The sequence below is a fragment of the Alteromonas sp. K632G genome (assembly GCF_017653625.1).
GTDB lineage: Bacteria > Pseudomonadota > Gammaproteobacteria > Enterobacterales > Alteromonadaceae > Alteromonas > Alteromonas naphthalenivorans.
Window position 1 is genome coordinate 127,317 of record NZ_JAGGDM010000003.1, and the last position, 22,532, is coordinate 149,848.

16 protein-coding genes are annotated in these 22,532 nt (G+C 42.7%); 2 read left to right on the plus strand and 14 right to left on the minus strand.

Annotation, left to right across the window (positions count from 1 at the left end):
* Positions 1-31: 31 nt before the first annotated feature.
* The 5 genes from J5X92_RS04760 to betB all read right to left on the minus strand — a co-directional run bounded on the left by J5X92_RS04760 (position 32) and on the right by betB (position 9,415).
* Complete coding sequence (locus tag J5X92_RS04760) at positions 32-2,347, minus strand: CehA/McbA family metallohydrolase (RefSeq protein ID WP_208804831.1); 2,316 nt, start codon at positions 2,345-2,347, stop codon at positions 32-34.
* Between the two features lie 185 nt (positions 2,348-2,532).
* Positions 2,533-4,890, minus strand: coding sequence for a TonB-dependent receptor (locus tag J5X92_RS04765; RefSeq protein ID WP_208804833.1), 2,358 nt, complete (start codon positions 4,888-4,890; stop codon positions 2,533-2,535).
* Between the two features lie 70 nt (positions 4,891-4,960).
* A complete protein-coding gene (locus J5X92_RS04770; RefSeq protein ID WP_208804835.1) occupies positions 4,961-6,178 on the minus strand; it encodes a BCCT family transporter in 1,218 nt (405 codons plus the stop codon).
* Between the two features lie 103 nt (positions 6,179-6,281).
* Positions 6,282-7,952: a choline dehydrogenase gene (betA, locus tag J5X92_RS04775; RefSeq protein ID WP_208804837.1), complete on the minus strand. Its 1,671-nt coding sequence runs from the start codon at positions 7,950-7,952 to the stop codon at positions 6,282-6,284.
* Positions 7,952-9,415: a betaine-aldehyde dehydrogenase gene (betB, locus tag J5X92_RS04780; protein ID WP_013783860.1), complete on the minus strand. Its 1,464-nt coding sequence runs from the start codon at positions 9,413-9,415 to the stop codon at positions 7,952-7,954. Before betB ends, betA begins: the two co-directional genes overlap by 1 nt.
* 840 nt (positions 9,416-10,255) lie before the next feature.
* On the opposite strand from betB, the gene J5X92_RS04785 reads away from it, so the two are divergent.
* Entirely contained in the window at positions 10,256-11,629 is a 1,374-nt protein-coding gene (locus J5X92_RS04785; protein ID WP_126872368.1) for a hypothetical protein, read from the plus strand.
* On the opposite strand, the gene J5X92_RS04790 is transcribed toward J5X92_RS04785, so the two are convergent.
* From J5X92_RS04790 to J5X92_RS04820, 7 genes are all read right to left on the minus strand, one after another.
* Positions 11,626-12,801, minus strand: coding sequence for a sigma-70 family RNA polymerase sigma factor (locus J5X92_RS04790; protein WP_013783858.1), 1,176 nt, complete (start codon positions 12,799-12,801; stop codon positions 11,626-11,628). The genes J5X92_RS04785 and J5X92_RS04790 overlap by 4 nt on opposite strands.
* A 4-nt stretch (positions 12,802-12,805) precedes the next feature.
* Positions 12,806-13,810: an alpha/beta hydrolase gene (locus tag J5X92_RS04795; RefSeq protein WP_126872369.1), complete on the minus strand. Its 1,005-nt coding sequence runs from the start codon at positions 13,808-13,810 to the stop codon at positions 12,806-12,808.
* Positions 13,811-13,904: 94 nt separating this feature from the next.
* The gene (locus tag J5X92_RS04800) at positions 13,905-14,195 is read right to left on the minus strand and encodes a DUF3325 family protein (protein ID WP_013783856.1); all 291 of its coding nucleotides are present in this window, start codon (positions 14,193-14,195) and stop codon (positions 13,905-13,907) included.
* A gap of 6 nt (positions 14,196-14,201) precedes the next feature.
* A complete protein-coding gene (locus tag J5X92_RS04805) occupies positions 14,202-15,899 on the minus strand; it encodes a PepSY-associated TM helix domain-containing protein (RefSeq protein WP_126872370.1) in 1,698 nt (565 codons plus the stop codon).
* Positions 15,896-16,177, minus strand: coding sequence for a hypothetical protein (locus J5X92_RS04810; RefSeq protein ID WP_013783854.1), 282 nt, complete (start codon positions 16,175-16,177; stop codon positions 15,896-15,898). The genes J5X92_RS04805 and J5X92_RS04810 overlap by 4 nt, the downstream gene beginning before the upstream one ends.
* Positions 16,178-16,213: 36 nt before the next feature.
* Entirely contained in the window at positions 16,214-18,673 is a 2,460-nt protein-coding gene (locus J5X92_RS04815; RefSeq protein ID WP_126872371.1) for a TonB-dependent receptor, read from the minus strand.
* Between the two features lie 159 nt (positions 18,674-18,832).
* Positions 18,833-19,810 (minus strand): LysR family transcriptional regulator, encoded by a 978-nt coding sequence (locus J5X92_RS04820; RefSeq protein WP_126872372.1) that lies wholly within the window; start codon positions 19,808-19,810, stop codon positions 18,833-18,835.
* 234 nt (positions 19,811-20,044) lie between these two features.
* Between J5X92_RS04820 and J5X92_RS04825 the strand changes: the two genes are divergently transcribed.
* A complete protein-coding gene (locus J5X92_RS04825; RefSeq protein ID WP_126872373.1) occupies positions 20,045-20,890 on the plus strand; it encodes a DUF4437 domain-containing protein in 846 nt (281 codons plus the stop codon).
* 179 nt (positions 20,891-21,069) lie between these two features.
* On the opposite strand, the gene J5X92_RS04830 is transcribed toward J5X92_RS04825, so the two are convergent.
* Together J5X92_RS04830 and J5X92_RS04835 are read right to left on the minus strand one after the other, a co-directional pair.
* Entirely contained in the window at positions 21,070-21,888 is an 819-nt protein-coding gene (locus J5X92_RS04830) for a DUF3307 domain-containing protein (protein WP_126872374.1), read from the minus strand.
* Between the two features lie 2 nt (positions 21,889-21,890).
* Positions 21,891-22,529 (minus strand): hypothetical protein, encoded by a 639-nt coding sequence (locus J5X92_RS04835; RefSeq protein ID WP_013783850.1) that lies wholly within the window; start codon positions 22,527-22,529, stop codon positions 21,891-21,893.
* Positions 22,530-22,532: the final 3 nt, after the last annotated feature.

Genomic DNA, 22,532 nt, shown 5'->3' on the forward strand with positions numbered 1-22,532 from the left:
AGCACTCTGACCCCACTTTCAATATCAACTACTAAAACTGGCTCTCATCAACCAACTCAAGCCAAATGGGATTGGTATAGGCTTTACGGCCTTCGTTGTCTTCTACCACTAACGCTACCCAGCCCGAAACTTGTGGAACTTCAAAGCTAACGGAGTCGTGATCCCCAGTAAGCGTTTTATCTTCAAGCACTACGCTGTTCCCGGCACTTTGCGTATCGGTAGCAGTGGCAGCGCTATCACTACCAATCAACTGCACCGACTTAAGCCCATTTACCGCCACCAAATCGAAAGTAATCGTTCGCGCTTGTGCCTTTGCTAGCTTCATTGTATCGCCAAACATTACGTTTTTAGGGTAAATGACTGGGCCGTAAGACACGTACGAATGGCCATCTTTTGCGGCCTGTGCGAAGCCCTTAGCCGTCGGTTTACTGCCGGTATATACAAACAACCGGTTTAAGCCACTGGTTTGGTTTAACACATCGTGAGTGTCTGATCCTGCGGTAAAATAGTAGGGTAATCCTTCATTCCAAAACTGATGCGCTTTATCAATAGTTGGCTCGTTATTCACCACGGCATTTAACTCAAATAAATCTATGCTAGGGTTAAAGCCGCCCGGCGCTGTGCCTTTATCTAAACTGCTTAAATAGCCATAAGGTATGTAGGGGTGATTTGACGCAATAACGGTAGCGCCCATACGCCGCACATCTTCAATAATGGTATGTATATCATCTACACCTGGATCGACCGTTAATTGCGCGCCACTATCGATAGGAAATGCGTTGAAATGACCCCAAGACGGCGACACTTCAATAGACGGTATAAAGGGCACATCGCGTGCATCGGCTAGAGTTTGAATGGTGTCGTTATTTTTAGTGGAATCATGATCACTTACAAATAACACGTTTAACCCAGCGGCTAGTTGAGAACGCACCAGATTTGTCGGGTTTGTTGACCCTTCTAATACATCGGCATGATGGTGCAGGTCGCCTGCGTACCAACCGTATTTCGTAGGGTACGTTTTTACATCAATAGCACTTGCTAAAGTCGTGGTTTCATTTGCATTAACGCTTGCCGAAATCAAAGTTCTTTTAGCGTTAAAGCCCGCGCCATGTGAAACGCTTAATTCGTATTCCCCTGGTGCCAAACCAAATACGGCGTTGCCAATATTATCAAGGTCGGTAAAGAAGGTTCGTGCCCCTAAATATTCGATGAGTGGTTGATTGCCCTGCTCTATTGTAATCTTTGCATCTATGGGCTGCTGACTCTTCCCATCGATTACATTAAGGCTTATCGCACCTGGGGCGCGAAGCGCATCGAATGAGAGTTTCTGCGTCACGTTCTCTTCAACGGTAATCAGGCGCGTTTTACTGTCTGAATGTTGTTTGCCCGTAGCGTAAACTTCGTAGTCGCCTACCGGTAGCGTGAAATCCACATTCTTGCCGTTACCCATGGCCCACATATAAGGCACACCATTTTGCGACACTATAATGGCGGCTTGCTCAACGGTTTGCCCTTCCTGTGTACTTACGTGCGCTTCTATTGTTCCACTTTTAAGTGCCTTTCGCTTTATTTCGGCACTCACAACGGGCGCTAAGTTACCACGGGGCAATACCTGATAATCACCCGAGAAAGTCATACTTTGTGAAGGACTGAGTGTATGTGCCGCGTATAAATCACGTGACTGATTTCTAGTTTCACGCATATAAGGTGCGTGCAATGCAACCGCCCATTCTTCGTCGTAACCCACGAAACGGTCTGATAACCATACATTTTCAGATGATTTTTCGGTAGTGTGACTACGAGGAACCGCGAATTTGTATCCGGAATCTGGCCATAAGGTGTAGCCTGAAAGCGCGTCGATATCGCTATCACCTTTATTGGTCATTGTGGTTTCAACATGAATAAGATCTGAGCCCTCAGAAAGGCTGTACGTTGTACTTATTTCAGTTTCGCCAAAGTCTCTTTTGATATTCACGACCGCTTCTTGAGCAGTGTCTTTAAGAATATCAATTTTAGTGTAGGTATTAGGCCAACTTGACCAATTATTTGGAATGAAATCAGCAAAAGCAACGCGGTCATTGCTAAGTGTTCCATCCTCTTTCACATTAGCAATGTCAACTATACAGCCTCTAGCTACGCCCCACGGCGGCGCTGAATCTACTGCAATAGCGAATGCGAGTTTATCGTTTTGAATGGTTAAATCTTCGTTGGAAATAGCATTCCCATGTGGAATGGCCGTTTTCCCTTTTGTGATACTCACCGAGGCATGACTTGCATGTGATAAAAGACTCCCCGATACCAATAATGAAATACCCAATAATGCAGGACTTAGCGTCGAAAACTTCATAAAAACACCTTATGTGGTAATACAAGTCGTTTGAGTGAATGGCGCATGAAAAAGACAACAATAGCGCGTTAGTACGTAAACCGTGTGATAACACTTAAGAATAAAGCCGCAGCCAGTAAGCCTGGTTGCGGCTTTATTCTTTTTATTCTAAAGCGCTATTGAATAACGCTTTTACACCTCTTTAATTACATAGCAACGCGTACGTTGAAAGAAGCTATGCGAGGGGCACCAATCCATCCGGCGTTTGCAGCAATAGAACCAAGGTAATCTTCATCGAACACATTGTTTACGGTAAAGCTTAGCTCCACGCTATCAATGCTACCGCCAATGTCGTAAGCCGTTTTACCTAAATACAGGTCACTTACAATGTAAGAGTCAGTTTCTTGTGTATTAGCTTGGTCTAAGAAACGCTCACCTACATATTTTGTGCTAAAGCCAGCGTAGAAATCACCTTTGGTGTAATCAAAACTAACTACGGCCATGTCTTCTGGTGAACCGATTACGGTGTTACCGCTAACGCCTTCGTCAGTGTAAGTCGAGTCGTTTTTAGTATATGAAACATAGATGCCTAATGAATCAGTAATGCTGTAATCAATAGATGCTTCTATCCCATCAGATTCAATACCACCGTCATTGATGTAGCCGCCTGCAGCAGATTCTAAGAAATCGATACCATTTACGTCTTCGTTACTTACAAAGGTAATGCGGTTTTCAAATTCAATCGTGTAATACGTTAAGCTTGCGTTGAATCCAGGCGTTGAATAACGCAAACCGAAATCGATATTGTCTGCGGTTTCTGGCTCTACCGTACTGATATCAGTGTCGTCACGCTCTAATACCGCATCTTTAACCGCTGCAAAGTTCTCTGCATATCCACCGAAAAGCTCTAAACCGTTAACCGGTAATGGTGCAACGAAACCAGCAGAAATAAGTACATCTGAGTCAGACGATATATCTAAGTTATTTTCAGGGGTAAATTGGTCTTCTTTAGACACATCAACGTTAAACTGCTTTGCCCCTAAACGAATTTTCGCAAACCCTGCATCAAGTTCGTTTTCAACATAGTACATAAGGGTTTCAACAGGAAACTCTCGGTCGTACTGAATCCAATAAGGGGTGTTTTCGTAGCGAGCGCTTGTTGAAGCATCAATGGTTTTGTGCCAATCGCGGTATTCGTCACGCTGATAATCTTCATACCAAAAACCACCACGAACTACGTTGTCCATATCGGCAATGGTTGTGTTCCATACGAAGTCACCGTTAATACCGTAGCGCTTTTTGTTGTAATGAGTGTGACGGTTAGAGCTTACTGCAATAGCGCCTTGCTCATAGCAATTTGGATCAACTTCAGCGCCACCACCACCGTAAGGTGAACTGATTGAGCTGACACAGTTATCAATAGGTGAAAGGGCTTCGCCAGCACTATTAACAAAGTAGATTAGGCCTAAGGTGCTGCCGCCGTTTACGGTGCTTGAAGTATTTAATTCAGAGTTTGCATTACCTGCGCCGTCATCAGTTACATCGGCAATATAGTATGGGTTCCACTTACCTGCACCTTCGTTTTCGTGATAATAAACGTTAGTACTAAAATCAACGCTTCCTACTGAGAAATCGGCTTTTAGATAGGTAAAGAAATTCTCGCGCTCGGTAACCCACCCTTCGCGAAACACCTGATCTTGATAAGGAATACCAGACCACGTATCAGTTAGTCCATCCCATTCCGGGTTTTGAGCATACTGGGCTAACCCATAAACACGTTGATAAGTGTATTCTTGTGCATCGTCGTAACTCACGTAGCCCGTAAGGTCTACTTCACCTATTGTGCTAATGATTTTACCTTCTAAATGGTCACGGGTATTAGTCACTGACCCATCCATGTAATCATCATTTTGCTGAGTAGATAACGAAATCCATGCAAACGTATCTGGAGCAATCTCGCCGGTATCGTAACGAACATACACTTTACTGGCGTTGTATTCTGCAAATGTAGTACTTACTGTTAATTGCTCATCCAGCGCAGGTCTAATGGTAGTAAAATCCATTGTTCCACCAAGAGCTTCATTCGAACGAGAGCTAATGTCAGCGGTACCCTGTGAAACAACAGTGCCACGTAAGTTTTCGGTATCAATATATCGGCTGGCTTTAGTACCACCACCGTAGTTAGAGTTACCGTTGGCAATGCCATCAACGGTCATCCCAATTTGCTGAGAGTCAAGGTTAACCTGAAAACCACGAATTGAAATCGTAGTAGACCATTCATCAGAACCAAACGGGTCGCCTTCAGTTACCAATACACCTGGCAAATTGTCTATAAGTGCCAATGCGCTAGTCATCGGGGTTTGTTGCTTTTTCATTTCTGTTGAAGTTGCACTGTTAGCGTATGAAACATTACGCCCAGTTACTAATATTGATTCAACATCTTTGTCTTCTTCAGCTGCTTGCGTTTCTGCTTCTTGAGCTAGCGCATGCATTGACGTTAATGACGTCGCTGCAAGTACAGATAAAGCGATTAAGCTTCGTTTTTTTGGCACATAAGTGTTCATAAAACTCCCGTTGTGTGTTGTGTTTTATTTTCTGTTATTAGATAGATAGTGATGTTTTTATTTGAGGCTCTTACGGCCCTGAATCTATTTTTGTAAAATCGATTTCGTTGTCTTCAGGAGAACTATCGATATTTTTTACGGTTTTTGGTTTACGGTACAGCATGAAAAATGCGCAGCTGAAAAACAGGCCGATGACTAATGCACCTACCCACTGAATTTGTAAAAACTCTAATTTAAACAGCAGAGTTAGTAAGGAAAGCATGACTACATTCATAGCAATGTACTTAACCCTTCCGAAGCGCTTCACCGTTAAATTTAAATTGTCTGTATACAAGCGAATAAGCGAATCTAACGAGTTAATAACAAATACAATTCCTACAAAGGCCATCGCAAAGTTCTTCAAACCAGTGGTGGGTATGCCAGCTTCGTGATATTGATAAATAACGCTAAACCACACCGCAATAGGTATTGAAGGGAATATCAGCATGGCGCCTAGCACTTGATAGGTGCGTAAACCTCCTACAAAACGCGAAGTGAACTGCCCAATCATGATGCTCCATGCGAACCACCAAAATAAGTAAAACTCGTGGTATTCGTTTAGCGGCAACACGAAGTGTTCAATGTTTCCAAAGTAACTGCCTATGAGTTCCAAATTATGTGTAAATGCGGCAATTTGGCTGTCACTTCCCAAAAAGGCGCCCGCCCACATGAAGCCAATTAACGCGATAAATAACCACGTTGTAGAGATACTCAGTAACCGTACATATTTAATGTCGGTACTGGAGTAAACCGCAAAACAGATAGCCGCGAACACGATGAAATAGAAAGTAGGTATGATGGACTCGCCATCGCCGATCGCGGGTAAATACCAGGGTAAATTCGACAGTAGTAAAAATGCGGTAAAGGCGCAGGTACCAATAATCACCACGTTATTAATGAATTTAACCAGTGGTATTTCGAAGAACTTAACCTTGGGCTCTACCACGCAAAAATAAAAACAGGTAAGAAAGTAAAAGCCCCATATTAGAAAGCCCCAATAGCCAAACTCAATGGCAATAGGGTTAGTAAAGGCGTATTCAGGGTTCGCTGCTATGTTTGCATAGCCACCGAACTCGGTAAGCGGAAACATGATTAGGCCAACGTCTAGGCCCGAGGTAAATAGAATGGCGATAAAAGTGAAAAGCCTAACCGGGGTGATACCGATACACTTCACATTTCCCCATTTAACAAGAATAACCACAATGGCTAATAGGGTGAAAATGATCCCAGCATTAAGCCATAAGGTCATTACTACCTCCCCAAAACAATCGATAATGCTTCATCTTTCTTCCTGTTGTTATATTTTTCATACGTACCAAAAATGCCTTTTTGGTACGTGTAGGCCGCTCAGATTAAATCGTTGAATTACGCTGAACCGTTTCCCAATTATTTGATGTAGCAACGTTAACCGGTGAATGTGCTAGCGCAGGCTTGCCCAGTATTAAATCAGCCGCTTTTTCTGCCACCATAATGGTAGGCGCGTTTAAGTTGCCATTAGGTACTGTTGGGAAAATTGAAGAATCCACAACACGTAGGCTCTCAATACCATGTACTTGCGTATTGGAATTCACTACTGCCATGGCATCTTCACCCATTTTGCACGAGCAAGACGGGTGATAAGCGCTTTCAACCGCTTGGCGCACGAAGGCGTCAATTTCTTCATCGGTTTGAATATGCTTACCAGGTTGAATTTCATCTTCTCGGTAGTCGTCAAACGCGCTTTGTTCAATGATTTCACGGGTTAAACGCACGCAGGCACGAAAGCCTTCAATGTCGTCTTGATGCTGCAAGTAGTTAAATTGAATTTTGGGTGCGTCGGTAGGATTAGCCGTTTTAATAGTAACGGCACCGCGGCTTTTAGGTTTGTTGTGACCAACATGCACTTGAAAACCATGTCCATCAAAGGCACTACGTCCGTCGTAACGCATGGCCGCTGGTAAGAAGTGATACTGAATATCTGGCCATTCAACACCAGGCTTCGAGCGAATAAACGCGCAAGACTCAAAATGGTTGGTGGCGCCTAACCCTTTGCGGGTAAACATCCAACGTGCACCAATTAGTCCTTTTGAAATCAGCCCTAATTTACCGTTAAGCGTAATAGGCTGTTTGCACTTATATTGAAAGTAAAACTCCAAGTGATCTTGTAGGTTCTGCCCTACCCCTGGCAAATGGTGCTTAACGTCAACGCCTGCTGCTTTAAGCGTTTCGCTGTCGCCAATGCCAGAAAGTTGTAAAAGGTGTGGCGAGCCAATAGAACCGGCACTTAACACCACCTCTTTATTGGCTTTTGCGGTAACACGTTTACCGTTTACGCTGTACTGCACACCCACCGCTTTTTTACCTTCAAGTATGACTTTTTCAGCCAGGGCACCGGTAACAAGCGTTAGGTTTTTCCGCGATTTAACCGGGTCTAGGTATTCACGGCTAGCCGAACTGCGCACGCCGTCTTTCACGGTCATGTGCATTGGACCAAAGCCTTCCTGCTGGGCGGCGTTATAATCAGCCGTTGTAGCGTAGCCCGCTTCCTTTCCCGCTTCTATAAAGGCGGTGTATAAAGGGTTGGCCATTTCGTTGCCATTGTTAACCCCTAAAGGGCCCTTTCCACCACGGTAGTCATCATTACCTAAATAAAATGACTCGGCTTTTTGAAAATAAGGTAAACAAGCTTGGTAGTTCCAGCCTTGGGCGCCGTGTTCTTCCCACTCATCGAAATCTTTTGCATGGCCGCGAACGTACACCATACCGTTAATTGATGAGGAACCACCCAATACCTTACCTCGTGGGCAATGCATTTTGCGGTTATCTAGAAACGGCTCTTCTTCGGTGTGGAACTGCCATGCATATTTGTCGGTATTCATGGGAATAGATAACGCCGTGGGCATTTTAATAAAAATGCTTTTATCACTGCCGCCGGTTTCTAGCAAAAGCACGTTATTATTTGCGTCTTCTGATAGTCGGTTAGCCAACACACACCCTGCAGAGCCAGCACCCACTATGATGTAATCATATGCTTGCTTACTCATTAAAACGGGCTCTCTATGTCGGTCATGCCCACATATACAGATTTGGTCTGGGTGTAGTGATCTAGCGTTTCAATTCCATTTTCGCGGCCAATACCAGACTGCTTATAGCCGCCCACTGGCATTTCAGCCGGTGAATTACCATAGCTGTTTATCCAACAAATACCGGCTTGCAGCTTATGGATAACGCGATGTGCCCGTTTAATATCTTTGGTAAACACACCTGCAGCCAAACCTAAGTGGGTATTGTTAGCACGCTGAATAACATCGGCTTCGTCTTCAAACACCAACACACTCATGACTGGGCCAAAGATTTCTTCTTTAACAATAGTCATTTCGTCGGTGCAATCGGTGAATACAGTAGGTGCTACAAAGTAGCCGTTTGGCGCTGATTCAGGGTTAAGCGTTGTACCGCCCGTTAGCACGGTAGCGCCTTCTTCAACACCTTTATTGATGTAGCTCATCACTAAGTCTTGGTGATTTTTAGAAATAAGTGCGCCTAAATTCACGTTTGGATCGAGCGGGTCGCCAGCCACTATGTTTTGTTCTGTACGGGTTTTAAGTTCGTCAATAAAGGCTTGGTATACCGATTTATGCACGTAAACCCGTGTACAGTTTGTGCAAACTTCACCTTGGGTATAAAAGTTACCCAGCATGGCTGCGCTTACTGCTTGCGATACGTCGGCGTCTTCAAACACCAACAATGGCGATTTACCACCAAGTTCCATGGTGACGTCTTTTAATGAACCGGCTGCATTCGCCACTACCTTTTTGCCTGTACCGACTTCGCCAGTAAAAGACACTTTTTCAATATCTGGGTGTTGGGTTAACCATTGGCCAACTTCTGCTGCACCTTGTACAACATTGAACACGCCAGCGGGTACGCCCGCTTCAAAGAAAATTTCAGCAAGTTTAATAGCACCTAATGGTGTTTCTTCTGAAGGTTTAAATAGTAAGGCGTTACCTGCCGCTAAGGCTGGGCCAGACTTCCAACATGCAATTTGTAATGGGTAGTTCCAGGCACCAATACCTGCACAAATGCCAAGTGGCTCTTTACGTGTATAGTAGAAGTCGTCGCCTACCATCTGCTGTTGACCTACTTGCGTAGGAGCAAGGCCAGCAAAGTACTCAATGACATCAGCACCGGTTACAACGTCTACACACTCGGCTTCTTGCCAAGGTTTACCGGTATCTAGCACTTCAATTTTAGCCAGCTCATCATTTCGTTCACGAAGTAACGCTACCGCTTTTAATAGAATACGGCTGCGCTCAACCGGTGTCATAGCAGACCAAATAGCAAAGCCTTCTTTTGCGCTTGCTATTGCCGCTTGTTGTACCGCTTCGTCTGCCACTTCAACATGGTAAATAACGTCGTCGGTAGCAGGGTTTTTAACCGCAAACGTCTCACCACTGCTATTAGCAATGAACTTGCCGTGAATAAAATTTTGATAAACTGGAGTCGTCACATTAAACCTATTTTGATAACTATCAGCAGCTTAGAACCCACTGATATTGTTCAAATTTACTTCGTCAGGCGTGCTTACCGCTTCACGCAGGCCTGATCGCTCGAAATAACACACATACCGCTTAATTAACGTCTTGAATCCGTTATTTATGCTTAAAACGTTTACAAACAGCGTTTTCACTAACGCCTACAAATGCTTTGCAACCGTTATACAGCGGCTAACTGAAAGATAGATTAAAGAAGCCCCTCTATTGTGTATTGAAGACTAAAAAAGAAATCTAACTCTATCTGAGAAATGTGTATTTTTTATTAATTGATCGTTCAATAAAAATAAATACTAAGGGATTAACACTAATAATTCAACGTTGACAAAGGCTGAATTTATTTAAAAATGATTTGAGCTAAATCTAAGGCGCTTTGTTTGAACCCAAACACAAAGGTTAAAATGCGCACAATACGCTGTTTTATTAGCTTAATTCTTTCGATTTAGATTTATTTATATACAATTTAAAGGGGTAGTTATCATGGCCTTCGAGAACATTCGCTTTTTAGAATTACCGATTAGATTGAACACGAACAATTCCTTACACTAAGTACCAGCCTATAAGAAGATTACAAAACAACCAGAAAAATCCGAAGAAGTTAGTCTTATTTCATAAGAGTATTTCATAAGTGGACAGACAGAATTGTTTAGTTCGAATGGTTTCAACGTGTAGTAGCGTGCTATCAGTGGCGATATTAGTGCAATTTAATTCGTAGTATTCTTCGTAACAAAACCAAAATAGTGCATACTTTCGTAAGAAGCGGTAACACAGTGATGAATAAGGCGAAAATTACCTAAGTGCACAAAATTAAACTCACGCAAGATGAAAACCTGTCTTTTAGAGTCGATTATCAGCTATTACCGAGTGATCATCAGCGTCTCGACCTGTTTTTTTCACTGCCTGATGAAATGGGTATTAGCTCGAAGACCCTTACCGAAGAACAGTATTTTCACCACAGTATTCAAAACCACAGCGCCTATTATTCAGATCAGTTGCATGTTCCTTTGGTTCGAAGCCGCTTTATCAGTCAGAAAAAAGGCGAGCAAAGTGATTACCGCTTAAATTTAAACTTATACTCGTATCAAATCCGTACCGCACTCGACACAGACGTTAAGCAAACGCTGAAGATTAAAGATAGCAAAACGTTTTATCCTCAAGCTATCGTGCTAGCAGAGCAAACCTCAGATCTGTTAAAAAAACTTAGGCGCTACACCCCTTCTGACGAAAAACTCCGGGCGTATTTTGAGAATGCCGATAATTATTTGAGTTGGCAGGTAGAGCAGTCTTTTTTAAAGCTATTATCCTCTGCCCCTAAAAGTAGCGATTATTCCAGTGAGCGGAAATTTCTTTTCGATTTTTGTAGACGAGAAAGTCAGTACCGCGCAGATAATCAGTACAATTCGCAGATTACGTTAGATGACCCAAACCGCATTACGAACAAAATGCGGCTATTACAGCGTTTAATTGAATACGGTGTGGTATTTCAAAAGAAAACGAAAAGCCTTAATACTTATTTAAACCGCTTGGTTAAAGGTACGGTAACCGCTGTGATCATGGCTGCAGTGATGGTTTTAGTGCTAAACGCTCGTACTAATTTCACTGAGGTGACGGTGGCCTTCGTAGGTATTCTGGGGGTTATTTATGGGCTACGGGAAATCTTTAAAGAAGACATTACGCGGGTAATTTGGAGGCGTATTCAAAAAGGTTTACCGAAGTGGAAAATTATTTATAGCCACAGCGTAAATAAAAGCAGAATAGCCACCCAAACTATTTGGCTTGAATACATTCGTAATAGAGATTTACCTAAGCAGGTTGATAGACTGTATCAAACCCGTAGGCAGCAAAACAAACAAGCCGCTCAGCTGTTACATTTTCGTAGTGACACTCGCGTAAATGCGAAAAGCTTCTTGCCAGGTTACGATGATATACAACAGCGTATTTATTTTAACCTCACCCCTTTTGTTCGCTTTCTCAAAAAAGGCGAAGGTAGGCTGTATTCGCTAGAAAACAATAAAATTACTAAGCAGGCTGTAGAGCGACGCTATCAAATAAATGTAGTGCTCATGCATACTGACAAGCAAAAGCACCAGCAAGTACAGCGATTTAAGATAACCCTAAACCGCTCTACTATTATCAATATTGAAGCGCTGGAAGTACGTGAAGCAGATTAACCTATTACCAATCGCCCACTATTAATCAGCCCTGCGATTAACCCTATAAAACCAAGAATAAGACCACCGTAAAGACCTAGCATGTTAGAAACATTCATTGATTGCTCATATTGAATGTTTTCCCCTTTGAGCTGTCCGTGCTGTTCATACTTTATATCGGAAGATGGCGTATTTAGTTTCTGCGAAGTCGAGTAAATAATCTGATGAGCCCGCTTTGTTAAAATTGCGATACCTGCACCAAACCCGCAGTAGGTTAACAATGGAATTATAAATCCAGTAGACAATTCATAAGAGGCCGCAAATAGCATACCCCAAACAAAAATCCACACTAAGGTGTAATTACGCACCCGCTTAAGTTTTTTCTTATCAGGCTCATGTTTCATGTGACGTTCGGCTAACTTATGTGATGCAATTACCGCTACCATGGCAACAAGCGCACCTAACATAGCGCCACTAAATACCCACAACACTTTACTCCAAAGACTGTTAAATACACCGCCTTTAGAAGCACTTCCCGTAGCCCCTACGGCTACCGCCGCAGTTGCAGATTTAGGGTTAGCTAATAAGGTTAGCGTCATTGAAGTAAATGTGACCGTAGGCGTTGTGGCAATAATAATGCGACTGAATTTGTCCAGCGTTAGGGTTTTAAGCATGGCTCGTGCTCGCGAAAGCTTTTTTCTTACTGCAGCATCAGAAATATCAAGTAATTGCGCGACATGTTTTGTAGAACATTGCTCTCGATAATATAACAACACCACTTCTCTACTATCCGATGGCAGTTCATCTATAAGGGCTGCGATTATTTTCTTTGTTTGCTCGTCTGATATCTTAGTTTCCAGCGCATCGTCACTTTTACAGAAACTTGCCAGTATATTTTCGCCCTCATCACCTTTTATCGATTTCGAAACTTTATTGTCTCGTAGATAATTAATGGCCATATAACGCGCCATTTGGCGTACCCAAGGCATAAAGCTTTTGGGGTTGGTCAAAGTAGATAGATTTTGCCAACAGTTAATAAATACTTTTTGCGCTACGTCTTCGCTAGCATCCATGTCTTTTACAATACCAAGCGCAATTGCACTTACCGTATTTTTGCTTGCATTAATTAAGCGCTCAAAAGCTTTAATATCTCCACTTTGCGCGGCAATGACATCTGAAGAATACACATCCATGCGCTTACTCCTTTCCTATAAACTGTGTTGTCTGTTGCAGTAACCATGGCAAATCATCGTACATAATAAAATGACGAGATTGTGTGTTCATCACCACTTTTGCTTGCTTAGCATTGGCAAATTGTTCTGTGTATAACTGTTTAACCATCTCTTTACTGTCATTATCACTAAACCCGCCACTGGCTCCGAGAAATAGTATAGGAGTATTACTGGAGGTTATAGCCGACCGTAAGTCGGATGTCATCAAGTCTGCCATTATTTGCCCCACTGTCTCTGGGTGCGAACTTGATGCCATAGACAGCACTTTAGCTTGGTTCAATTCGCTGGTCGTTTGAACGTGGATACCTTGACGTGTATACGCGCTTAACTGCTCTTGATTCATATTAGCGTACTGTGATTTAACGCTCATTGCATAAGGTTCTGCCTGTGCTGCTGTGACCTTATTACTACGAGTAAAAATAGGGGTAATAAAAGGCAGGCCATCTACTGAGACCACTTTACTTACTCTTTCTGGTAGCGCAAGTGCAAGCTGGTAAGCAATATGACCTCCCATGCTATGTCCAACGACTATCACATTATTTAAGTTATTATTTTCAATATACGATACCAGCGCAGCGGTAATTTTTGATAACCGATTATTTGGATAAACTTTGTTGTCCGCAAAACCCGCCACTTGGGCAAAGTGGCTTCGATATTGCCCCTTATAGTAACTACCAAGCTCGTGGGATAACTCTGACCAAACTGAAGCGTTAGACATTAAGCCAGGTATAAATAACACGTTTAGTTCATCATGTTTGATAGGCTTGTTGGAACTGCTGTCATTATTCCTGCTTATGGTTTGAGTACTAGGGGTTTGAGTGCTGGGGACTTGCGTCTTGGCGCTATCAATTTGTTCGTAAACGGTGACAGGTACAGTGGCTAACGCAGAGGTATCTTCTGCGTGTAGGGTCGCTGAATTAATTAACAATATGGCGGCAGAAAATAGCGTAATTAAGTTTAAAAATTTCATGGTTTCACTCCTCTTTAATCTATAGTCACGCGCTGCAGCAAAAGTGTGACAACAATTTTTCGGAGTAAATTAAAAAAAGTAATAGTATTGGCTATTATTTGTTAATTGATAACGCCACTAAAAAAATAGCACCACTTATTAGGCTAAACCACCAAACAAGTGATATCGCCAGCGAAGGCGTAGCATTAACCGCGACTATTAAAGACCCTACCACCAATAGCCAACCACTTATACGCAGGCCATTTTGAATAAATTTTTTGCCATCAACCTTACGCGTATGGCGTTTTTTATTTTCATACAACCACCCTACTAGTTTGAAATGTTTGTTGCTCGCTAATGCAAGTAAACCAATACCAAGTACCACTAAAATAGTTACCGTTAACATGTCTAACTACTCTTTTTTTGTTTCTAGGTTATCTTGATTACACGTTGCGCCACTTAAAGAGGAGGCGGACAAACGAACTCTTAGCCAATACGCTAGTGCTGAAAAAACAGCGCCGCATAATACAAACCCTAGAAAGAAACTTAAGTAAGTAATGTCTGCGGTACCAACGGCACCTTTTATTCTTTCAAAAGGCATACATATTCCAACCACTGCTAGACTTATAAAGCTTACGACAGCAACCAATGTCTGTTCAAACCACGCGTTTTTTGCAGGCCTAAAAATGACGTGTACCAAGCAGTATAGCCAAGCAACAAAAAACGCACTAATTTCCATGTTAGCTCGGTTTAAGGTGTCGGCAGGGATAAGCCGGTTAGCAAGCAAAAAAACGGGCGTTGCAATGGCCATTCCCATAATGGAAGCGATGTTGCCCTTTTCCATAATGTGTAACGATAAGGGAATACGCTTTTGTCCTTTACTAAGGTTTGTACGCCGCTGATTAACCCAAATAATTAACCCCGACGCTATAAGCACGCAGCTCAATACACCTAAGCCAAAGAGTAACCATCTTAAGCCAGTGGTAGCAAAGTTCGCTTGGTGTAACCCATACATTATTCGCCTGAAAGTGGCGGGTGCACTTTCATCTTCATAGCCTTCAAGAGGCGTTGCAGTATAACTTGAATAAACAAGTCGGTCGGCGCGGTTCGAAACCGTTAGGCTTTTAGTGCGTTCAATAATAAAGCGGCTATTTTCGTTACCCGGCGCTTCTACCGTGATTCGCTTAATCGCGTGTGGCTCTTGCCATTGTGCTTTTAAGCTAGTCAGTATGGCTGAGTACGCTATCGATTTGCTTAGCATATATTCAGAGGCGCCTGCTGCCGAGCTTTTTACCGAGTTTGCTGCCGTACTTGTACTATTAGTAAGTGGTGGAAGCGATGGGATGATTGCTTTATTTACGCCCCGCTCGCCTTGTTCAAAATGCATATTTGCCGAAAAAGGCGTGTACATAATGGCGTAAATCATAATGGCACTTATACAAATCATTAAGCAAAAAGGTAGCGTTACAATGCCGACTAATGCATGAAGATCGGAAGTCCATTTTGATATCTTGCCTTTGCGTAAGGTAAAAAAGTCTTTGAAGAAACGCCTATGAGTATAAATTCCACTGAAAAGAGTAAGCAGCATAGCCATAGCGGCTATTCCGGCGATATAGCGGCCGCCGTAACCTCTAAGCTGCAAGGTATAGTGGAAATTCCTGAAGAACAATCCCCCTTTGGTGTCGGTTGTTGACCCAAGAAGCGTAGCGTCTTTGTTAAAACTCACCGTATGACGTGTTTTTCCCTCACGCCACTGAACATACCAATGTTGCTCTCGGGCGGTAGGTAGGTAAATTCGCCATGAACTAGCGTTTTTGGCATGATGTTGTAAGTAGTTTAACGATTGTTCTATCTGGAATCGCTGACTCTCTTGCGCCACCTTTGTCTTGGTCTGCGTATTGGTTTGCGTATAGCTCGCCTCGTCTACCACAATATTTCGGTCAAACCCATCGCCTACAATAACCTGCCGCTCTGGCATCATCCAATACGTAATTTCTGGGGTAAAGTAACTTAGCGTACCCGTTACGAAAATAACGAACAACAACCAGCCAGAAATAATGCCTAAGTAGGTATGAAGCCAAATCATTGTTTTTCTGAATGTTGTTTTCACAATACCTCTACCAAGGGCAAAAATAGCACGGCTAACGCGATAATCAGAGTACAGCTAATCAGCCATCTCACAATGTTCGATACCGCGAAACTAGAAATAAATAGAATAAAAAAAGCGACATAACTCATCATGCTAGCAGTGAGCACAGCTACGCCTTTGTTGATATGCAATAAATGCACGAAAGAATAGGTTAAGTAAATGGATAACAGTGCGGATAACGCATAGCCGCCAATGATGGCGACTATGCTACGCAGTATAATAGCTACGTTTTTATTCAAGCGGTTTAATACCTGTCTTACTATAAATGCCTAGGATTAAAAGCGGTACGCAACCGTTAACTTGGCATTTCGTTCTTCACCAGGAAGACCACCAAGGTACATAGCGCTACTATAGTAATCGGTATTATCAAGGTTTTTGATATTTAGCTGAACATCCCAGTCGTCAGACACATAGCTAATTGCAGCATCCCATACTGTGTATGAATCTACGAAGGCATAGTAAATACCAAACGCAGATGCTGAAATAGTACGCTCATCTTCATAAGACACACCCACACTGAATTTAACGGGTGCAGGTAATGCGCTGAATGAATGGCTGTAGGTCAACCACGTACTTGCCGTTTTTTCGGCAATACCTTTGGTTTGTTCTTCATCAGTACTACTAGCAAAATTACCCGGTTCCGTTACTGGCTCTTGGTACGTAGCATTAGTGTTAAGCGCCCATTGCTCATTAATGTCGAAGTTAATATCAATTTCAACACCGGTAGTACGCTCTTGCTCATCGTAGTAGAACTCTGGTACATCAATGTTGTAAGCAGGGTCGTCAATATTGTCTTCATACAATGGGTTAGTGTATTGCAGGTTCGTTCTTGCGGTATCGAACACTACGATTGAACCAAGTAACTGTTCAGATAACGCGGTAAAGCGTAACCCTAAATCCCACGAGATTGACTCTGAGTCAGGGCGGTTATCTTCTTCGCTCAGTGAACCTAAAACACTGTAAGCGGTTCTACCTTTTGAATGGTTTATAAAGGTAGAGATATTCGGTGTTACTTTGTAGGTTAAGCCTAAGTTGTAAGTGAAACCATCATCGTCGGCATCGTACTCTAGGTTACCATCGCTATATTGGTTCAAATAGGTTTGTTTAACCGCACCATAAGCACCGCCGAAACGACCTGTTAGGTATTCATTAAAGTACAACACTTCTTGAAAACTTACGCCCCAGCTAGATACGTCTTTTTCATACTTGCTGCGAAGCGATGGGTTGTAATCATCGAACGTACCCGTTGGCCAGTTTGGATTACGAATATCTAAAATGTAAGGCACTGCATCACTTCGAGTATCGTCAGCATCCCAAATAGACCACTGCGCGTAGGACATTTCGTGATCTTCGTAGTTCGCGCTAAACAGATGCTCACCTTCAACGCTGCCAGCCGACCACGTATTCGTAACATCAATAAAGTATTGCCATACTTTTTCGTCAGCCACAATGTTTCGGTATTCCTGTCTACGAGCGGCAAACGGGTACAACACATCGTCAATAACTAACGGCGCACGTGGCTCCAAGTTGATTACATCTGTACGTTCTGTATACACATAGTTGTATGCACTGGTTTGGCGAATATAGTCAGTCTCGTATGTACGGTATTGTAATTGCTGAGTCAGTGACCAGTTATCCGCTAAGTTCACATCTTGGCGTATTTTGATACGAAACTCTTTGCCTTCGTTTGGCTCTGACAATGGTGAAATAAGGCTAGTATCACCTAAATCATAGGGTTGAACACCATCTGTAGAGGTTAGCGAAGCTGCAAGCTCTGCTATTTGCTCATCGGTTAGTTGCAATCCACCGCTATCTACGTCGCCATTAACTAAATCTGACGCGGTAACACTACCAGCCTCAGCATCTAATAAAGTTAAATCGATTAAGCGTACCGGATGACCGATAGAGTCAATCTGCACTGCATCGTCGATATATGCAGCGGAAATTAAAAATTTGTTGTCGGGAGAATAGTCATATCGCAATGAAGTATAAAGCTCGCTTCGTTCATCACTAAGTCCACGATAGCCGTCTGATTGTTCATGATTAGCCACTACGCGATAAGCCAATGAGTCATTAATGGCGTTTGTTGCATCAAACATTAGTGAGTAACTGTCCCAACTACCTAACGATGCTTCTATCTCGTATCGCTCTTCAAACTGTGGCTTTTTCTCAATAAGGTTGATAATCCCGCCTGCTTCACCCATACCGTAAAGACCCGTTGCAGGGCCTTTTAACACTTCAATGCTTTCTACATTAGTCATTGAACGTGTTGGGTTGTAGCTATTACCTAAATCTGCACCAGCATAAATACCATCGTAGGTGTAATTTACACCTAAGCCACGAATAGCAAGGTTATCGCCTACCCCGTAGTTATTGCCATCTTGGGTTAAACCACTAATGTTACGAATACTTTCTTGTAGCGTGTCGACGCCTTGTTCTTTTAATAATGTTCCATCAACCAATACTACAGCGGCAGGCGTTTCCATCAAACTCATGTTCGACTTAGTAGCCGTACCAGATTCTAATATCAATCTGTTGTGACGACCGTAAACGGTAATGATATCTAGGTTTTCGTCCGTTACAGCTTGTTCTTGTTGTGCTTCTTCACCACTTTGCTCTAAGGACGTAAAATCCTGAGATTGAACAGCTTGGGCCGAGATTGCAGTGGTATAAAAAAGGGAGAAAATCGCAGTAGCTGCGCTAACTTTGGTTGTGTGTGTGAAGTCTATGTGCATTGTGTGTCCGCTTTATTAATTGCAAATGATAATCACTTTCATTATCAGGTGCGCATGGTATTTAAACACACTATTAAGTTCAACTAAATTTACACAAAATCCTTATTTTACTACTCCCTCTACTTGTAACTAATCAGTATTTGGCGAATACAAGCGAGGCTAGTCGGCATTTGGCCATTCAGATTCATCAAGTATACCTTTGGAAATCAACGCCTTTCTAAGCGTATTTATTTTCATCTTGAGTTCATCACGGATTAAACGAATTGCAGGCGTGATAAGTTGACGGCTAGGTAGCACTAGCCACATTTCAGTAAGCGGTACGTGATAAGCAGGCATAACCCGCTGAAGGCGCCCCGCCAGTAAATCCTCTGCAATATCAATAACTGACTTCTTTGCGATACCCACCCCATCAACACACCACCGGCGCACAATGTCGCCATCGTTCACTGCGCGGTTACTTTTTACTTTAACTTTGAATTTCTCTTTACCTTTCTCTTTACCTTCCTCTCCACCTTTGTATAGATCCCAACCGTCGTGGGTTAGCTCGTACAATTTGTAAAGCAATGCATTGTGATTTGCTAATTCTTCGGGGCTAGTAGGTTCTCCATACTTTTCAATATAGCGTGGCGAAGCACAAATAAAGTGTGGAATATTACAAATTTTGAACCCATACATATTGAGCTCTTGAACCGCGCTTTTGGTCATGGCTCTTAGCGCAATGTCTACCCCGTCGCGGTAGAAATCCACACGACTGTCACTTACCTGCAACCTAACAGATACGTCTTCGTGTTCCGCCATAATATCGTTTAGCAAAACCCGCATTAGGTTACGTCCCATCTCCGAAGACATGGCCATTTTCACTTCGCCGTTAATGTCTTGCTGCTCTTCACTGATACGCATAACACCTTGTTGAAGCAAGTCTAGTGCTTGCTGACATAAGGGTAGAAAACGCTCACCTTCGGGCGATAACCGTATTTTGCGGGTAGTTCGCACAAACAGTTGAGTGCCAACGTCTTGCTCTAACCGCTTTAAAGCTACGCTTGCGGCAGAGGAACTTATGTCTAGCTGGTTCGCTGCAGCAGTTATTGAATGCAGTTCTGCCACCTTGAGCAATACTTGCAAGTCTTCTATCTTCATAACATCTTCTTTTTTTGTTAGTAGAATTTAGTTTTATTAACGCTATGGTGGTGTAACTACAATGGCATAAACTTTAGCCAGGTTCATTTTATTATAGCTAAAATCGAATCAATATCTTCAAGCACGGCAACTATTATCCACGTTTTAGCGAAAGTGTATTGGCGATTTGCCCATTTATCCACCGCCTTTCTGCACATAAAATACACCCAAGCAATCAAGTTAAAGGGTTTAAAAATGAAATTCACAATTAAAGCAACAACACTCGCATTTGCATTATCTAGCGCAGTGGCACTTTCAACATCATTTACAAGTACAACAGCGTTTGCCGCAGAAACAGCATCTAGGGTCGTAGCAGCAGATGATATTGAATGGGGTTACCTTAACCCTCTTCGTGGTGATAAGAGCCCAGGCGCAGCAGACCTTTGGGGAGACCGCACTAAAAATACCGCAACTGGTATGCTGGTACGCTTTAACAAAGGTTTTGAATCTCCACCGCATATTCATAATATTACGTATCGCGGCATCGTGATTGAAGGTGCTATGCACAATGACGATCCTACTGCAGGTAAAATGTGGATGCCTGCTGGTTCTTTTTGGACCCAACCTGCTGGCGAAGATCACACCACAGCAGCAAACGGTAGCGCCAATTTAATCTATTTAGAAATTGATTCTGGGCCTTATTTAGTACAACCATCTAGTGAGCATTTTGATAATGGTGAACGCCCGCTAAACCTGCATAAAGACAATATTGTGTGGCTTAACGATAGCGAATTGCACGATGTAAGTGCACCAGGTGTGTCATCTACCTACGTGTGGGGCAGCGCCGCCGATATGAACGGCTCAATGGTGAAGCTACCCGTCGGTTTTAACGGCTCTATAAGTACTGATGCTAGTGAGTTCCGTGCTGTGGTAATAGCAGGCGAAGTTAAATATCAATCTGAAGATGTTAGTTCACCTATCACCTTAAGCGCAGGAAGCTATGTAGAGTCGACAGGCGCATTTGAACATCAAATTGTTAATGAAGGTAAAGGCGAAGCAACTATTTATATTCGTACTGATAGCGATTACCAAGTGCGCTAGCATTATATATTTACAATAACCTATTGATATTTATAAATTAGCTTTCTGTTATTTAATGAATGCCTCTAGTAAGCAATACTAAAAATCTGTTGATTACTAGAGGTTGATTAAACAAAAAAGTAAATCCGAACGCTTGCTTAACACGCTGAGAGGAAATTTATTCTTTAGGCTTGCGGAGATTAAAGCTTGCCCATATACATACGTGTAGTAAGCCCCACTGCAATAGTAATTACTACGCTAGTTAATGTGCCCAACAATACATATTCCGTTAGTTTTTTGTCTTCGCTTTTGGTTAGATCGCCAAATCTAAAGATAGATTTAGCAGCAAGTAAGAAACCTATAGCGGCAAATTGATTTATTAACACAAAGGTAAGAATAAGAAGGCGCTCTAAATAACCAATTCGTTGCCCAGCCATGGCCAGAGTATTTTGGATAGGAAGCTGAACTAACGTGGACGAGTTGTGTGGTTTAGCATCTTCATCAAGCTCTTTAGTCCAAGGCGAAAGAAGCTGCTTAATAAATATGGAGGTGGGCTTCAAAATAATCATATAAGCCAATAGCACTGCCAAATGATGATGGTTAATCATTAGAACTTGCTTAAATAGCTGCCCAAGCTGGTTGGTCAGCAGTGCCCACAAAATTACAATAGCCCCAATATGCGCGGCCTGATCAATTGCGAAAGCCAAGGTACTAGGCCCCGCGTAAGACTTTACTGCATCGATAATAAAATGGCTTATCAACACCCCACCTGCAACCAAAAGTAGCGGCCCAACGTCAATGCTATCTAAGCCAGCTTCTTTTGATGCAACTGCGGTTAGTACGGATAGAGTTACCAATGCCGTTAATGCCAACACACCATGTAATAAAGAGTGGAGATACAATGCTGGCGATTTCAGGTGTTTGCTATTTCGGCTCTCTACCCACCTGCTTGGCTGAAAATAAAAATCTCCAAGCAAATGGGCAACTAACAGCCCTATCACTATGCTAAGTTGCTCCATGCTTACCGCTCCGTTTTAACTTCCGTTGCCATATAACGTAAATAATCACCCACTAAGTGGTACTGACTGGCATTTAAAATACGCGTAATATTGCTGCGAGTTTTCCCTAGTGCGCTTGCTATTTGCTCATGTCCTTTATCTTTTGCACTAATATAAGCTAGTAGGGTTTCTGACTGAGTCTGAGTTAGCGAAGTAATATGACTATCGACAAATGCAGTCATTAAGGATGCGTGTTTGTTGAAGTCTTCATCATCACTGATAAACACTAAATACTGAGACTTGAGATTATCTAGCGCCCTGCCCGAACGCACAAATGCACTTCCGGTTCCCGTTTTCACTTGGCCTTCGGTAACGCTCACTTCGCCAAGCGCTACGCTAATACGTACATCCGTAGATGGGGTACACGCCTTTAACGCTAACCTCACGCATATGGCAGCTTGCATCGCCAGTTTAGGTGTACAAATGACAGCCTGAAAGGCATCACCACGAAATAGGTCGTATTGCCCACCATGACACGACGTTTGCGCTTTAAGTTCACGGGTTAGGACTTTTAGCACATGAGTTAAATCGGCGTCGCTCAAATGCTGCGAATTCGCAATATCACCGGTGATAACCGCTGCATATTTTTTTGTGTTTTCCATCGC

Coding starts and splice junctions, on each gene's coding strand:
- J5X92_RS04795 (WP_126872369.1), bottom strand. CDS start 13,810: ATGAAATTTTTAAACTTAATTACGCTATTTTCTGCCGCCATATTGTTA.
- J5X92_RS04820 (WP_126872372.1), bottom strand. CDS start 19,810: ATGAAGATAGAAGACTTGCAAGTATTGCTCAAGGTGGCAGAACTGCAT.
- betA (WP_208804837.1), bottom strand. CDS start 7,952: ATGAGTAAGCAAGCATATGATTACATCATAGTGGGTGCTGGCTCTGCA.
- J5X92_RS04800 (WP_013783856.1), bottom strand. CDS start 14,195: ATGTTAACGGTAACTATTTTAGTGGTACTTGGTATTGGTTTACTTGCA.
- J5X92_RS04835 (WP_013783850.1), bottom strand. CDS start 22,529: ATGGAAAACACAAAAAAATATGCAGCGGTTATCACCGGTGATATTGCG.
- J5X92_RS04830 (WP_126872374.1), bottom strand. CDS start 21,888: ATGGAGCAACTTAGCATAGTGATAGGGCTGTTAGTTGCCCATTTGCTT.
- J5X92_RS04790 (WP_013783858.1), bottom strand. CDS start 12,801: ATGGATGTGTATTCTTCAGATGTCATTGCCGCGCAAAGTGGAGATATT.
- J5X92_RS04770 (WP_208804835.1), bottom strand. CDS start 6,178: ATGACCTTATGGCTTAATGCTGGGATCATTTTCACCCTATTAGCCATT.
- J5X92_RS04760 (WP_208804831.1), bottom strand. CDS start 2,347: ATGAAGTTTTCGACGCTAAGTCCTGCATTATTGGGTATTTCATTATTG.
- J5X92_RS04765 (WP_208804833.1), bottom strand. CDS start 4,890: ATGAACACTTATGTGCCAAAAAAACGAAGCTTAATCGCTTTATCTGTA.
- J5X92_RS04815 (WP_126872371.1), bottom strand. CDS start 18,673: ATGCACATAGACTTCACACACACAACCAAAGTTAGCGCAGCTACTGCG.
- J5X92_RS04825 (WP_126872373.1), top strand. CDS start 20,045: ATGAAATTCACAATTAAAGCAACAACACTCGCATTTGCATTATCTAGC.